Genomic DNA, 14,110 nt, shown 5'->3' with positions numbered 1-14,110 from the left:
TTAATCTGTGCCGGAGATGGCGGGAATATTAGCGGGAAAGCTGCATATTACGGCGCGCTTCGAGCAGTTGCCACAGTCCGCGATGCTGATTGAGCAACTGTTCCGCGCCGAAATTCAACGCTCTTTCCAGAGCGGGTGTTTTCGCCAGCAGGATGTTTAGATCCGATGTCTGCCGGGCGCTGGGCAATATGGACGAGCGCGCTTCCACGCCTGTGCGCAGAGCGATCTGTTCCAGAATTTTTCTGATGCAGTGCCAGTCTGCCACCAGCGCAATGGCCGCGCCCATGGCGCATCCATTGCGATCGGACTGGGACAGCATATCCAGGGCCTTTCGTTGACCAAGCACTGCGGCGTTGCTCTGGTCATCGCCGCTGACACCGGAAATCGGACCGGCGGCTACGGTTAACTTGGTCAAAAAAGCGCGTTCGGCGGCAAAGCCATCGATCGCCTGAACCAGCCATTCGCGCGCATCATCTTCGACGGTCTTGGTTGCGGCATGATCGATGACACCGGGGTGACGGCCGTGCAAAACGCACAGGAAATGCACGATATCGGCGATATCGGCGCCCGACAGCAAAGAGAAATCTTCAGCAATCAGTCCTACATAGGGCGTTGTGTCGCTGCCATATGTGCCGGCCTGCCCAGCGGAGCCGGGCTGTGTTTCCAAATGTGCATTTTGTCCTAGCATCGCGTTTCCGATATCCGAATATGACCGCGAAAATGCATCAAACATCTTCGTCTGGCTTCGGATATAGCAACGATACCTAAAGAGTAGGTTTACCTGCTGTTAGGGAATTACAAACCATAGCAGCCGGGCGGGGCCTCCCGGATTACTGGTCCAGGAAGCTCCGCATTTTGCGGCTGCGGCTCGGGTGCTTCAGCTTGCGCAACGCCTTGGCCTCGATCTGCCGGATACGTTCGCGGGTAACGCTGAACTGCTGGCCGACTTCCTCGAGCGTATGGTCGGTGTTCATACCGATCCCGAAGCGCATGCGCAGCACGCGTTCTTCGCGAGGGGTCAGGCTGGCGAGCACGCGCGTGACGGTTTCTTTCAGATTGGCCTGAATGGCCGCATCGACCGGAATGATCGCATTCTTGTCTTCGATGAAATCACCGAGATGCGAGTCTTCTTCGTCGCCGATTGGTGTCTCGAGCGAAATCGGCTCCTTGGCAATTTTCATCACCTTGCGCACTTTTTCGAGCGGCATGGAGAGGCGTTCGGCCATTTCTTCCGGTGTCGGCTCGCGGCCCTGTTCGTGCAGGAACTGGCGGCTGGTACGCACCAGCTTGTTGATCGTCTCGATCATGTGAACCGGAATACGGATGGTCCGTGCCTGATCGGCAATCGAGCGGGTGATCGCCTGACGAATCCACCATGTGGCGTAAGTGCTGAACTTGTAGCCGCGGCGATACTCGAATTTGTCGACCGCTTTCATCAGGCCGATATTGCCTTCCTGAATGAGATCGAGGAACTGCAGGCCACGGTTGGTATATTTCTTGGCGATGGAAATCACGAGGCGGAGATTGGCCTCGACCATTTCCTTCTTGGCGATACGGGCTTCACGTTCGCCCTTCTGGACCATGTTGACGATTCGCCGGAATTCGACCAGCGACGTGCCGGTGGCATTGGCGATGTCGGAAATTTCCGTCCGGATACGGTCAACCGCATCGGCTTCCTTTTCGACGAAGGAGGCCCATTTCTTGTCGACTTTGGCCATGCTTGCCAGCCAGTTGTCGTCAAGTTCGTTGCCGATATAGCTATCCAGAAATGCGCGCCGCGGCACCTTGTGGCGCTCGGCCAGCCGTAGCATTTGTCCGCCCAGCGTCGTCAGCCGGCGATTGAACGAGTAAAGCTGGTCGACCAGAAACTCGATTTTATTGGCATGAAACTGCACGCTTTCGACCAAAGCGGTCAATTCTTCACGCAAATCGTGATATTTCTTCTCCGAAGCGGCTGGGAAATCCTTGCCCGCCGCCAGCGATTCCAGCCGGGTGGTCTGCAATTTGGAGAATTTCTTGAACACCGATGTGATCAGCGCGAATTTTTCCAGCGCGTCGGGCTTCAGGGCTTCTTCCATCTGCGCGAGGGAGAGGGTATTGTCTTCCTCTTCTTCCTCGACCACACGCTTGGTGCGGCGTTCGGTCAGCCCGGCTTCATCATCATCTTCGTCATCGGCGGATTCTTCGTCTTCGACCTCGTCGTCATCCTTGAAGGATGGACCTGCGGTCTTTTCGCTGATCTCGCCATCATCGTCGTCTTCGGCGTCTTCCAGATTCTCCGGAACCGGATCCTTGGAAAGCATCGCGTCAAGATCGAGGATTTCGCGCAGCTGCATTTCGCCATCGTTCAGCGCGGTTGACCACTCGATGATCGCGTTGAATGTCGTCGGGCTTTCGCACAGACCCCAGATCATGGTGTCGCGGCCGGCCTCGATGCGTTTGGCAATGGCGATCTCGCCTTCGCGGCTGAGCAATTCGACGGCACCCATTTCGCGCAGATACATGCGGACGGGGTCGTCGGTGCGGTCACCGCTCGCTTTTTTCGGAGCGGCGGCCGCGGATTTCTTGTCCTTGTCCTTGCCGTCAATGGACTCGACCTCTTCGCCACCCATTTCCTCGGCGGCTTCCTCGTCATTCTCGACGATGCGGACGCCCATTTCGGAGATCGCAGACATGACGTCCTCAATCTGTTCATTCTGGTCCTGGGGCAGGGCCTCGTTCAGCTCGTCAATCGTCAGATAGCCGCGCTTTTTCGCCTTTGCGATCAGCTTCTTGATCGCGCTGTCGTTGAGATCAATCAACGGTTCGTCTTCGGCTTTGGTGTTTTTCGCTTTACTTGCCAATGGCTCAGGCCCCTAATTAATAACTATATTGTGTCGTCGATCTGGGTCAGTTCGACCAACCGCTCGTGAAATAACTGCTTCGCTTTGCGAAGGCGCTGCTGCTCGGCATAACTTTCTTCCGTAAGATCATCCTGCACCCGCCGCGTCGCCTCTGCCAAGGCCGCTTCCAGTCCGGGGCGCGCTGTCACCACTTTAATCGCTTCTGCCAAATCCCGATGTGCCCGTTCGATCAATAGCGAAGGGGCGTCGTCTGGCAGTTTGCGGTTGAAAGTGAAATTCAGCGCATCGGCCCGTAACAGCCCTTTTGCGACATTATAACAATCTGTCTTCTCCAATATGGTAAGAAGGCCCTGCATATCAAGCGTTTTGTAATGTTGACTGATAGAATTGATCTCGCGCTCGGCGATGATCTCGAATCAAGCTAAGTGCCTGTAGCAGCCAAGTCTAATATTTCCCGCAAACGTCGGCTCGCTTCGTCATTTTCCCTCAGCTTGGAAACATGGTTATCATTTACCTTCGAAAGATGGACTTCTTCGATATCCTGATTCATGCTGGCCTCTAATTTTGATATAGAAAGCGCAAGTTCGCTTTTCGCTTCATAGTCATAGTTGATTGCATCGATGACAAGCTCCAAATCTCGAATTGGTTTAGTTGGATCGTCATGATGTTTGTAGAACGAGTATCCAAGATCTTTTTGAAAATCGCGCTTTGCTATCGGAGATACGTCGGCATCTAATAGCAGTTGTTCAACCATATCTTCAGTCAGATCAGAGTTGTGCAAGGCGATGTCCAATAAGCTACTCGACCAAGTTTTCTGAAATTCGTCCTCCAGCGGAAGTTTTCCAATTTCCTCGAACTTGGTTTTTAAGACAGTTGGATAACGCATCAGTCCGAGCATCACGGCACGATGTAAGGCCTTGTGACGGCCTTCGAGCGGGTGGTCATATACGTCATTTACGGCAGCTTTAAGTTTTTCAAAATATTGTCGCTTAAGGCCAAATCTTTCATAAAAAGCGTCGCGAAAAGTTCTGTCGTACTCCTTTCCGATTTGCACATCTGCAATAGATTTCGCAGTGTTTTGAAGGCGACTAAGGAGTTCGGCGCGGGCATCAGGTCCCGGCTCGGGCCCGATTCTTGCTAGCTCGTTTCTCCAAATTCGTGAATCAAGGGTTTCGCATTTTGAGAGTATTTCCTCAAATGCTGCTTTACCTTTGTTTTTCACGAAATCGTCTGGATCTTGGCCAAAAGGTAAAGTGGCAAACTGTAAGCTATGCGCTGGTCGGAGTAATGGAAGCGCACGAAGTGCCGCGCGTATAGATGCTTTTTGACCCGCTGCATCTCCATCGAAACAAATAATCGGCTTTTCCACCATTTTCCAGATGCGTTCGATCTGATGTTCGGTCAATGCTGTGCCCAATGGGGCAACAACTTCTGCGAATCCCGCCTGCGCGAGGGCGATGGCATCCATATAGCCCTCCACGACCAGAATCCGACCGGTCTGGCGGGACGCTGGGGAGGCCTTGTCGAGATTGTAGAGTGTCCGCCCCTTGTCAAACAGCGGGGTATCGGGGCTGTTGAGATATTTCGGTTCGCCGTCACCCAATATCCGCCCGCCAAAGGCGATCACCCGGCCGCGCGGATCGCGGATCGGAATCATCAGCCGGCCACGGAACCGGTCATAAGGTTCCCTGTCATCAACCTTGATCAGCAGGCCGGCCTCAATCAATTGGTCGACGCCATGTTGCGACAAAGCGTCCTTCAACTGTCCGCGCGAATTGGGGGCGAAGCCGAAGCCGAATTCGCGGATCGTCTTCTCCGAAATGCCGCGGTTCTTCAGATAGTCCCGCGCCGCCGCGCCTTCGGCGCTGTTGAACCGCTCGACAAACCAGTCCTGCGCTGCCGCCATGACGTTATGCAGCGTCGCCCGCACTTCCTGGCGCTGGGCGGCGCGGGGGTCTGGGGCAGGGACTTCCATCTGCGCTTCGGCGGCGAGATCCTTAACCGCATCCATGAAGCCAAGGCCGCGTTGTTCGGTCATCCAGCTGATCGCATCGCCATGGGCGCCGCAGCCGAAACAATGGTAGAAGCCCTTTTCGTCGTTGATTGTGAAGCTGGGGGTTTTCTCATTGTGGAACGGGCAGCAGGCCTTGTACTCGCGGCCAGCCTTCTGGATTTTCACGGTGCGACCTATGAGAGACGAGAGCGTTATTCGGGCGCGTAGCTCATCCAACCATTGTGGAGACAGTGCCATTATTTAACGCCCTTAGTAAACAGACTCACCCCGATATCGCGATGTTGCTTTGACCGTGCAGTATCATATTCGTAATTGAATTAGCAAGATTGTCTACGATGGCAGTGACTCAAGCCATTGGGGAAAAGGACAAGTATTTCCCTCCCGCAACCGGCAGGGCGAATTTTCACGAAAGCGCCGCCTTAACCAGCGCGCTGGCCTTGCTCATGTCGATTTCGGTGCCGTGGCGCTTTTTTAGTTCGCCCATCACGCGGCCCATGTCCTTCATGCTGTCGGCGCCGAGTTCGGTCTTGATGCCGGCGATCAGGGCGGCGGTTTCTTCCTCGCTCAGCTGGGCGGGGAGGAATTCCTCGATCACCGCCAGTTCCTGTTTCTCCGCCTCGGCCAGCTCGGTGCGGCCACCGCTTTCGAACATCGCAATCGATTCGCGGCGTTGCTTGGCCATTTTCTGCAGGACATCGGTGACCATGGTATCGTCATCCGGCGCATCACCCTTGGTGCGCAATTCGATGTCCTTGTCCTTGATCTTCGCCATTATGCTGCGGGTCGCGGCGGTGCGATCCTTGTCGCCGGCCTTCATGGCGGCAATTTGCGCGGCTTTCACGGTCTCGCGAATCATGGCTTTCCTCATATTTTTGGAATAAGCTACCACCATAGCGGGAAGATAATGTTTTTCATAGATTGTGACGCCAGAAATCTGGTTCTAGGTCCCGTGAAATTTTGCGCCTATGACCGACCCAAAGGAACAGCCCATGACCCATGCCCATAATCCCGCCGCTCCCGAGGGTGCAACCGGGATATTGGTGTTGGCCGATGGCACGATCATCTGGGGCAGGGGCTTTGGTGCGACCGGCTCTGCGGTCGGCGAAGTCTGCTTCAACACCGCGATGACCGGCTATCAGGAAGTGATGACCGACCCGAGCTATGCCGGACAGATCGTCACCTTCACCTTTCCCCATATCGGCAATGTCGGGACCAACGCGGAGGATGTCGAGGCGGACAGCCCGCATGCGCTGGGCTGTATTGTCCGCGAGGATGTGACCGCACCGTCCAATTTTCGCGACCAGCAGCCGTTTAACCAGTGGATGGCGGAGAATGGCCGGATCGGTATTTCCGGTGTCGATACCAGGGCCTTGACCCGGCGGATCCGGGAAGCGGGCGCGCCCAATGCGGTGATCGCTTATGATCCCGAGGGCCAGTTCGATATCGACGAACTGCTGGCCAAGGCGCGGGCCTGGGCAGGTCTGGAAGGCATGGATCTGGCGAAGCAAGTAACCGGCCACCAGACCCATCTTTGGGACAAGGGCGGCGCCTGGCGACTGGGTCACGGCTATGCACCATTGGAAGATTTGGAAGCATCTTTTGCCCGTCCGCATGTCGTGGCGATCGATTATGGTGCGAAGCGTAATATCTTCAGAAACCTTGTGAAGGCTGGCGCGAAAGTTACTGTTGTTCCTGCTGAAACTTCCTACGAAGACATCATGGCCTTGAAGCCGGCGGGCGTGTTTCTGTCCAATGGCCCGGGCGATCCGGCGGCGACCGGCGTCTATGCGGTTCCGGTGATCCAACAGCTGCTGGAAGCGGATATTCCGCTGTTCGGTATCTGCCTTGGCCACCAGATGCTGGCGCTGGCGGCGGGCGCCAAGACGGTCAAGATGCACCAGGGCCATCGCGGCGCCAATCATCCGGTGCAGCGGATCGGCGGCGGCTGGGACGCAACCGAGGGGCTGGTCGAGATCACCAGCATGAACCACGGTTTTGCGGTGGACGGCGACAGTCTGCCCGACAATATTCACGAAACCCACAAGAGCCTGTTCGACGGCAGCAATTGCGGCATCGAAATTATCGGCAAAAAGGCCTTTGGTGTCCAGTATCACCCCGAGGCGAGTCCGGGACCGCAGGACAGTTTCTATCTGTTCGAGAAATTTGTCGGGGGGCTTGGCTGATGAGCGGACCAATTGATCCTGCGCATCTTGCCGAAGAATGGGCCATTGATGACGAAATCCTGCAAAATATGGCAGCGGGCGGCGATTTGTCGCATATTGTGCGCGAAATTAACGTGCAATTTGTCGGGGCGGTTGCCGATCTCAACAAGCTGAAGAATGACGCGGCGAAATGGGGCTTTCGCTCGGCGCTGGTTTCCAACGAGGATGACGAGTGGGTGATCGAGCTGCAGACCGATCTCGACACCAGGCGCGAGACGATCCGCGAGCTGACCCGCAAATGCCTCGAGATCGAAAGCGAATATGACATCGACCATGATGGTTGGGGCTGCTTTGCCTGCAACGAAAATGGCGAAATTTCTGATGAGAACCCTGCATAATGCCCAAAAGAACTGACATAAAATCCATCCTCATCATTGGCGCCGGCCCGATCATTATCGGACAGGCCTGCGAGTTTGATTACTCGGGCACCCAGGCGTGCAAGGCGCTGAAGGAAGAGGGGTACCGGATCATCCTGGTCAATTCCAATCCGGCGACGATCATGACCGATCCGGAAATGGCGGATGCGACCTATATCGAGCCGATCACCCCGGAAATTGTCGAGAAGATCATCGAGAAGGAACGGCCGGACGCGATCCTGCCAACGATGGGCGGGCAGACGGCGCTGAACACGGCTTTGTCGCTCAACAAGATGGGCGTGCTGGAAAAATATGGCGTCGAGATGATCGGCGCCGACGCCGAGGCGATCGACAAGGCCGAGGATCGCGAGAAGTTCAAGGACGCGATGGACCGGATCGGTCTGGAAAGCCCGCGCAGCGCGGTTGCGCACAGCGAAGAACAGGCGATGGAAATCCTTGAAGATATCGGCCTGCCGGCGATCATGCGGCCGAGCTTCACGATGGGCGGCACCGGTGGCGGCGTTGCCTATAACCGCGAGGAATTCGTGCATTATGTGCGGACCTCGCTGGAAGCATCGCCGACCAATGAAGTGCTGATCGACGAAAGCCTGATCGGCTGGAAAGAATATGAGATGGAGGTCGTCCGTGACAAGGCGGACAATTGCATCATCATCTGCTCGATCGAGAATGTCGATCCGATGGGCGTGCACACCGGTGACAGTATCACCGTTGCCCCGGCGCTGACCCTGACCGACAAGGAATATCAGATCATGCGCAACGCCAGCATCGCGGTGCTGCGCGAAATCGGCGTGGAAACGGGCGGTTCCAATGTCCAGTTCGCGGTCAATCCGAAGGACGGCCGGCTGGTCGTTATCGAGATGAACCCGCGCGTGTCGCGCTCTTCGGCTTTGGCCTCCAAGGCGACCGGCTTCCCGATTGCCAGCGTCGCGGCGAAACTGGCGGTTGGCTATACGCTCGACGAGATCGACAATGATATTACCGGCGCAACCCCGGCGTCGTTCGAACCGACGATCGACTATGTCGTCACCAAGATACCGCGTTTCGCTTTTGAAAAATTCAAGGGCGCCGAGCCGCTTCTGTCCACCGCGATGAAGTCGGTCGGCGAAGTCATGGCGATTGGCCGCAATATCCACGAATCGATGCAGAAAGCACTGCGCGGACTGGAAACCGGTCTCGACGGTTTCAACCGGGTGCAGGAGCTGATCGGGGCGTCGCGGGACGATATCGCCGCAGCTCTGGCGCGGGCGACACCGGACCGGATACTGGTTGCCGCGCAGGCGATGCGCGAAGGTTTCTCCAATCAGGAGATCCACGATATCGCCGGCTTCGATCCCTGGTTCCTGTCGCGAATCCGCGAAATCATCGATGCCGAGCAGGCGATCATGGACAATGGTCTGCCCAATGACGCGCAGGCCATGCGGAAGCTCAAATCCATGGGCTTTTCCGACCAGCGGCTGGCGAAACTGGCGATTGAATCTGTTCATGTCGCCGGTGGCGCCGGACGCGCGGTCGCCGAAGGGCACGGGCTGGTCCATGATGCGATGGCCGCCATGGCGGGCGCGACCACGGAAGCGGAGGTCCGGGCCCTGCGCCACAAGCTGGGCGTTCGTCCGGTGTTCAAGCGGATCGACACCTGTGCCGCGGAATTCGAGGCCAAGACGCCTTATATGTATTCTTCCTACGAAGCGCCAATCTTCGGCGAGCCGGAATGCGAGGCGCAACCGTCGGACCGGAAGAAGGTCGTCATTCTTGGCGGCGGACCGAACCGGATCGGGCAGGGGATCGAGTTCGACTATTGCTGTTGCCACGCCTGTTTCGCGCTTTCCGACGCCGGTTTTGAAACGATCATGGTCAACTGCAACCCGGAAACCGTTTCGACCGATTATGACACGTCCGACCGGCTCTATTTCGAGCCGCTGACCGCCGAAGACGTGCTGGAAATCCTGCATGTCGAGCAGCAGACCGGCGAACTGGTCGGCGTGGTTGTGCAATTTGGCGGACAGACGCCGCTGAAACTGGCGCAGGCGCTGGAAGATGCGGGGATACCGATCCTCGGCACTTCGCCCGATGCGATCGATCTTGCCGAGGATCGCGAACGCTTTGCCCGGCTGGTCAACAAGCTGAAGCTGAAACAGCCGGAAAACGGCATGGCCCGGACCCGCGACGAAGCGGTCAAGATTGCCGAGCGTATCGGCTATCCGGTGCTGATCCGGCCGAGCTTCGTGCTCGGTGGCCGGGCGATGGAAATTGTCGATGGTCCGGCGCAGCTGGAAGATTATATCAACACGGCGGTGCAGGTGTCCGGTGATCAGCCGGTGCTGGTCGACCAGTATCTGCGCGACGCGGTCGAAGTCGATGTCGACGCGATCTGCGATGGCGACCAGGTGGTGGTCTGCGGTGTGCTGCAGCATATCGAGGAAGCCGGCGTGCATTCGGGCGACAGCGCCTGCACGATCCCGCCTTACAGCCTGCCCGATGATATTATCGCCGAAATGGAGCGGCAGACCGAGGCGCTGGCTTTCGGTCTGAAGGTCCGCGGCCTGATGAATATCCAGTTCGCGGTCAAGGATGGCGAAGTCTATCTGATCGAGGTCAATCCCCGGGCCAGCCGGACAGTGCCCTTTGTTGCCAAGGCGATTGGTGTGCCGATTGCCAAGATCGCTTCGCGCGTGATGGCCGGAGAGAAGCTGAAAGACCTGCCGGCAATCAACCGGCATATCGACTATATCGCGGTCAAGGAAGCGGTCTTCCCGTTCAACCGCTTCCCCGGCATCGATCCGGTGCTGTCCCCGGAAATGAAATCGACCGGCGAGGTGATGGGCATTGACCAGAGCTTCCCGATTGCCTTCGCCAAGTCACAGCTCGGCGCCAATACGCGGCTGCCCGATAGCGGCACGATCTTCATCTCGGTCAAGGAAACCGACAAGAAGGTGATCGAACCGGCCGCGCGGCTGGCCGAAAAGCTGGGGTTCAAGCTGATTGCAACATCCGGGACAGCTGCCTATCTGGCGGAACGGGGCATCACGGTCGAGAAGGTCAACAAGGTGGCCGAAGGTCGGCCGCATATTGTCGACCGGATCAAGGACGGCGATATCAACCTGATCTTCAACACCACCGAGGGTTGGCAGTCGACAAAGGATTCCAAATCGATCCGGGCGGCGGCGCTGGTTGGCAAGATTCCGATCTATACGACCGCGACCGCCAGCAATGCGGTGATGCAGGCGATTGAGGCGCTGCGCGACGAGACTCTTGAAGTTCGCGCGCTTCAGTCCTATTATAAGGCTTCGCAGACTTAATTTTCCGACATTTCGTCAAACTGCGGGCGCTTCTCCGGAGAGGGGCGCCGGAAAACTGTTTTTGACGCTGCACCGCAGGAAACGGCGGCGTTTCAGTAAGGAAAGGCCAATCTAATGGCTGTTGAAAAAGTACCAATGCTCGTCGAAGGCCACGCCAAGATGGAGGCCGAACTCAAGGCGCTCAAGGCAGAGCGGCCGATCATTGTCGACGCGATCGAAACCGCGCGTGCGCATGGCGATCTCTCCGAAAATGCGGAATATCACGCGGCCAAGGAACGGCAGGGCCAGGTCGAGGCGACGATTGGCGATCTCGAGGACAAGCTGTCCCGCGCGCAGATCATTGATCCCAAGACCCTGTCCGGTGACAAGGCCGTTTTCGGTGCGACGCTGACCCTGCTCGACGAAGATGACAAACCGGTGAAATATCAGCTCGTCGGTCAGGCGGAAGCCGATGCCAAGGCTGGCAAGATCAGCTATAATTCGCCAATCGGCCGGGCCCTGATCGGGCGCAGTGTCGGTGACGAAATCGAGGTGACGGTGCCGTCCGGCGACAAATATTTCCTGCTCGACAAGATCGAGTTCATCTAGACCTGATGCAAATTCCGGCGGGAAAACTGACCAACTGGCTGATCATCGCCAATGTCGTGATCTTCCTGTTGATCTGGCTTTTCGGCTGGGAATATCAGGCCCTGTTGCGGGGTGGCATGTTTCCGGTCCGGTTCAGCGGCGAGCCTATGGAAATTGTCGGCTTTGGCTGGGTGGTGCCGACCTGGCTGACACCCTTGTCTTCGGCGTTTCTGCATAGCGGGCTGATGCATCTCGGCTTCAACATGCTGCTGCTGCTGCTGTTCTGCGGGCGCTTCGTCGAACAGGCGATGGGCGTGCAGCTTACGGCTCTGATCTACGTCGCTGGCGCCTATGCAGCGGCCTTCGCGCACTATGCGGTCGACACCGCATCGATCATCCCGATGGTGGGCGCAAGCGGGGCGATTTCAGCGCTGCTGGGGTCCTATGCGCTGCTGTTTGCGCGCAACCGGGTGGAACCGGTCGGCCCGATACCGGGACATATCGTGCGGATCATCTGGTTGACGCTGGCCTGGGTCGGCATTCAGCTGATGATCGGAGTCGCCACCAGTGGCGGCCTTCAGGGCATTGCGATCTTCGCGCATATCGGTGGCTTTGTCGCGGGTTTGGTGCTGACCAGACCGTTGCTGAGATGGCGGTTCCGCAGCGCCTAGTCTTCGAGCGGAACGTCCGGCTCGAGCAGCTTGTGCATGTGGACGACCACATATTTCATTTCGGCGTCATCGACTGTCATCTGGGCCTTCGAACGCCATGCGTCTTCGGCTTCCTGATAATCGGGATAGACCCCGACCAGATCGATCTTGTCGAGATTAACAAAGTCCAGGCCGCGCGGATCCTTGACCCGTCCGCCCATGACCAGATGCATCTTGCTGCGTTGTTCTTTCATTTCTTGCCCTGATGTTCTTCTTTTACCGCATCCTGTGCTGCGGCCATCGCGGTCTTAGCAGCCTCGATCGCTTTGCCAAACATATCTTTGAACTGTTCGCGCATATTGTCGTTGGTCAGGCCGAGCTCGCTGATCTGGTCACGGCTCGCATCCTTGGCGGCCTGGTAGGCGGTTTTCGCGGTCTCGTTGATTTTGCGTCCCGCGCCGCCGACATATTTGCCTTCGGCCTTGCTCTTCGGCAGCAGCGCGCCGATCAGCACGCCGAGCGCGGCGCCGCCGGCGACGATGGCGAGCGGGCTGTTGCTGATCGTCTCTTCGGATTTGGCGGCGGCCTTTTTGGCGACATCGCGGGTTGCAGCCACGCGTTCCGCCGCTTTCTCGCGACCTTCGCCGAGCAGGGCAGCCGCGCGGGCCTTGCTCTCCGACATTTTCTCGCGCGCCGCCACGGTGCTTTCGGTCGCCATTTCCCTCGCCGATTCGAGCCGTTCCCGGGATGCCGCGCGGGCCTTGTCGATATTGTCGGTCAATTTGTTCATAGTCTATTCCTCGGTTTGATCCGGCCCGGATGGCTTGCGGTTGGCAATCAGTCTGGCAATGGGTTTGCGCATGGCAATCAGCGTCGCGGTGGCGGCGACCGTGGCGGAAAGGCCGGGATTGGCCCGGATGCCGTTGACCGCGCTGGTGCCGACGGCGCGGACGCGCTGCGCCGCCTTGCTTTTCGCTTCGGAAACGAGATTGGCAGGCTTCAGCCGTTCCCTGGCTTCCTCGCTATCCCTTTTGAGATTGGCGCGCGCCTGATCGCGGTGGATCGCCAGATTGCGCAGGCTGAAGATATCGTCATTATTGTGCGGCATTGTCATTCTCATGCATCGGTTTCATCCAGCGGCAGCTTTTTTGCCTGTTTTGTCGCCATACCCAGTGTCACCGCCGCAACCAGCAGGGCGAGGCCGGTGACGATGCCGGTTGCCGCGAGCGGGCCGACAAAATCGGCCAGCACCAGCAATAATCCCAAAATCAGGGCAATGATAGCCATCACACCAAAAATCAGTCCGACGCCGGCCAGCGTAACGATACGCTTGGTCGCCGCCATGTTGACCGACAATTTGGTGCGATAATATTCGACCTCTGCATAAGCGAGAACGCGGACATCTTCCACCAGGCCGGCAAGCTGGGATTTCAGCGAACCGGATTCCGCGGCGCCGGCGCCCGCAGCAGCGGGGTCTTCGGAAAGACGGTCTTCATCCAAAACGGGAATTTCCTTGTCCTGCAACATCGGTCACCGGTGCCTGTCTCGGGGCCACGCTACACTCATGCGTCGTTATCATCCATCCCCGATTTGATCAGACGGGAGACGAGAAAGCCGACCACTGCAGCCGCGCCGATAGCGACCGCCGGACTTTTGCGCACATAGCCGCGCGCATCCTCGACGATCTCGTCGATTTCCTTGGAATTCAGCTTTTCGGCGAAGGAAGATACGGCGTCGGCGGCGGAGCGGGCATAATTGCCGTATTTTTCGCCGACATTATCGTCGATGGTCTTGGCGCTGTCCTCGATCATCCTGCTCAGATTTTCGATCGCCGTGCCGGTGCGTTCCTTGCCCTGGCTGGCGGCAGATTTGGCCTTGCTGACTGCGCGTTCCTTGAAATCGCCGCTGGTGCCGGCACCGGTGTCCGGCGACGCAGCTGCGGCCTTGGTGGCGCCCGCTTTCAGCGGAGCGGCCTTTTGCGCTTTCGTGCTGCGCACTTCCGACGTGTCCTTGGTCGCCGTGGTCTTTTTGGCTGCCGGCTTTTTCGTTGCGGGTTTTTTCGCAGTGGTCTTCGCGGTTGATTTCTTGACTTCTGCCATGATCACTATTCCTTCTTCATTGTCTCTTGCCAACACTCCACA

At 57.6% G+C, this 14,110-nt stretch carries 15 protein-coding genes; 5 read left to right on the top strand and 10 right to left on the bottom strand.

Annotation, left to right across the window (positions count from 1 at the left end; all coding sequences use genetic code 11):
- Positions 1-28: 28 nt before the first annotated feature.
- The 5 genes from SPHFLASMR4Y_RS05140 to SPHFLASMR4Y_RS05120 all read right to left on the bottom strand — a co-directional run bounded on the left by SPHFLASMR4Y_RS05140 (position 29) and on the right by SPHFLASMR4Y_RS05120 (position 5,713).
- Positions 29-667 (bottom strand): DUF6975 family protein, encoded by a 639-nt coding sequence (locus SPHFLASMR4Y_RS05140; protein ID WP_145955458.1) that lies wholly within the window; start codon positions 665-667, stop codon positions 29-31.
- A 163-nt stretch (positions 668-830) separates the two neighbouring features.
- Positions 831-2,843 (bottom strand): RNA polymerase sigma factor RpoD, encoded by a 2,013-nt coding sequence (rpoD, locus tag SPHFLASMR4Y_RS05135; RefSeq protein ID WP_089132594.1) that lies wholly within the window; start codon positions 2,841-2,843, stop codon positions 831-833.
- A gap of 23 nt (positions 2,844-2,866) precedes the next feature.
- The gene (locus SPHFLASMR4Y_RS05130; RefSeq protein WP_089132593.1) at positions 2,867-3,199 is read right to left on the bottom strand and encodes a hypothetical protein; all 333 of its coding nucleotides are present in this window, start codon (positions 3,197-3,199) and stop codon (positions 2,867-2,869) included.
- Between the two features lie 65 nt (positions 3,200-3,264).
- Complete coding sequence (dnaG, locus tag SPHFLASMR4Y_RS05125; protein WP_089132592.1) at positions 3,265-5,094, bottom strand: DNA primase; 1,830 nt, start codon at positions 5,092-5,094, stop codon at positions 3,265-3,267.
- A gap of 166 nt (positions 5,095-5,260) precedes the next feature.
- A complete protein-coding gene (locus SPHFLASMR4Y_RS05120; RefSeq protein ID WP_089134698.1) occupies positions 5,261-5,713 on the bottom strand; it encodes a GatB/YqeY domain-containing protein in 453 nt (150 codons plus the stop codon).
- Positions 5,714-5,846: 133 nt separating this feature from the next.
- Between SPHFLASMR4Y_RS05120 and carA the strand changes: the two genes are divergently transcribed.
- The 5 genes from carA to SPHFLASMR4Y_RS05095 all read left to right on the top strand — a co-directional run bounded on the left by carA (position 5,847) and on the right by SPHFLASMR4Y_RS05095 (position 11,990).
- Positions 5,847-7,040: a glutamine-hydrolyzing carbamoyl-phosphate synthase small subunit gene (gene carA / locus SPHFLASMR4Y_RS05115; RefSeq protein WP_089134697.1), complete on the top strand. Its 1,194-nt coding sequence runs from the start codon at positions 5,847-5,849 to the stop codon at positions 7,038-7,040.
- Entirely contained in the window at positions 7,040-7,417 is a 378-nt protein-coding gene (locus tag SPHFLASMR4Y_RS05110) for a ribonuclease E inhibitor RraB (protein ID WP_089132591.1), read from the top strand. The genes carA and SPHFLASMR4Y_RS05110 overlap by 1 nt, the downstream gene beginning before the upstream one ends.
- Positions 7,417-10,752 (top strand): carbamoyl-phosphate synthase large subunit, encoded by a 3,336-nt coding sequence (gene carB / locus SPHFLASMR4Y_RS05105; protein ID WP_089132590.1) that lies wholly within the window; start codon positions 7,417-7,419, stop codon positions 10,750-10,752. Before SPHFLASMR4Y_RS05110 ends, carB begins: the two co-directional genes overlap by 1 nt.
- 114 nt (positions 10,753-10,866) lie before the next feature.
- The gene (greA, locus tag SPHFLASMR4Y_RS05100) at positions 10,867-11,340 is read left to right on the top strand and encodes a transcription elongation factor GreA (protein ID WP_089132589.1); all 474 of its coding nucleotides are present in this window, start codon (positions 10,867-10,869) and stop codon (positions 11,338-11,340) included.
- Between the two features lie 5 nt (positions 11,341-11,345).
- The gene (locus SPHFLASMR4Y_RS05095; protein WP_089132588.1) at positions 11,346-11,990 is read left to right on the top strand and encodes a rhomboid family intramembrane serine protease; all 645 of its coding nucleotides are present in this window, start codon (positions 11,346-11,348) and stop codon (positions 11,988-11,990) included.
- On the opposite strand, the gene SPHFLASMR4Y_RS05090 is transcribed toward SPHFLASMR4Y_RS05095, so the two are convergent.
- Genes SPHFLASMR4Y_RS05090 through SPHFLASMR4Y_RS05070 form a run of 5 tightly spaced genes read right to left on the bottom strand, consistent with a single transcriptional unit; the run spans position 11,987 to position 14,068 of the window.
- A complete protein-coding gene (locus SPHFLASMR4Y_RS05090; protein ID WP_089132587.1) occupies positions 11,987-12,223 on the bottom strand; it encodes a DUF4170 domain-containing protein in 237 nt (78 codons plus the stop codon). The two genes, SPHFLASMR4Y_RS05095 and SPHFLASMR4Y_RS05090, sit on opposite strands and share 4 nt — an antisense overlap.
- Positions 12,220-12,759: a YqjD family protein gene (locus SPHFLASMR4Y_RS05085; protein WP_089132586.1), complete on the bottom strand. Its 540-nt coding sequence runs from the start codon at positions 12,757-12,759 to the stop codon at positions 12,220-12,222. The genes SPHFLASMR4Y_RS05090 and SPHFLASMR4Y_RS05085 overlap by 4 nt, the downstream gene beginning before the upstream one ends.
- A 3-nt stretch (positions 12,760-12,762) precedes the next feature.
- Positions 12,763-13,089 (bottom strand): hypothetical protein, encoded by a 327-nt coding sequence (locus SPHFLASMR4Y_RS05080; protein ID WP_145955457.1) that lies wholly within the window; start codon positions 13,087-13,089, stop codon positions 12,763-12,765.
- Positions 13,086-13,496 (bottom strand): phage holin family protein, encoded by a 411-nt coding sequence (locus SPHFLASMR4Y_RS05075; RefSeq protein WP_089132584.1) that lies wholly within the window; start codon positions 13,494-13,496, stop codon positions 13,086-13,088. The genes SPHFLASMR4Y_RS05080 and SPHFLASMR4Y_RS05075 overlap by 4 nt, the downstream gene beginning before the upstream one ends.
- A gap of 35 nt (positions 13,497-13,531) precedes the next feature.
- The gene (locus SPHFLASMR4Y_RS05070; RefSeq protein ID WP_089132583.1) at positions 13,532-14,068 is read right to left on the bottom strand and encodes a hypothetical protein; all 537 of its coding nucleotides are present in this window, start codon (positions 14,066-14,068) and stop codon (positions 13,532-13,534) included.
- Positions 14,069-14,110: the final 42 nt, after the last annotated feature.

The sequence above is a fragment of the Sphingorhabdus sp. SMR4y genome, from assembly GCF_002218195.1.
Lineage (GTDB): Bacteria > Pseudomonadota > Alphaproteobacteria > Sphingomonadales > Sphingomonadaceae > Parasphingorhabdus.
This window is presented reverse-complemented; position numbering and strand designations above follow the sequence as displayed.